We start from the raw sequence: 375 nt of genomic DNA, 5'->3' as shown, positions 1-375 counted from the left end.
AGAAATTGTAGAACAACATAAGCAAACGATCTATAAGATCAAACAATTTAACCCAACAGCTATTTTTCATAATGGTACCTTGGCAGTAGATTTTGGAAGTAGTCTGCAGCGAGAAGATTTGCTTGGGCAATCTGCGATTACCGGTATCAATGCCTATAACATTTTAGGACAGCCTATAAAATCCTTCGAATTTGATTATTCATATTTCGTGTCAGAATCCGGTTCTGGGATATATCCAGCAGGTGATAAACGTCTAAAACTAGATGCAATTCGTGAGATTGAGGTGTTTCGTGATCAAGGAACTGTTAATACATCACCTACAACTCCTAAAGAGAAAACGCATAGTTTTGACTATTTTAACCCGACACAACTTCC

1 protein-coding gene is annotated in these 375 nt (G+C 37.3%); it reads left to right on the top strand.

The genetic code is table 11. The features are described from left to right. On the top strand, positions 1–375 hold a 375-nt coding region (locus Q0910_RS28560; protein ID WP_299224261.1), incomplete at both ends, for a hypothetical protein.

This window comes from uncultured Aquimarina sp. (assembly GCF_947495315.1).
Taxonomy (GTDB): Bacteria; Bacteroidota; Bacteroidia; order Flavobacteriales; family Flavobacteriaceae; genus Aquimarina.
This window is presented reverse-complemented; position numbering and strand designations above follow the sequence as displayed.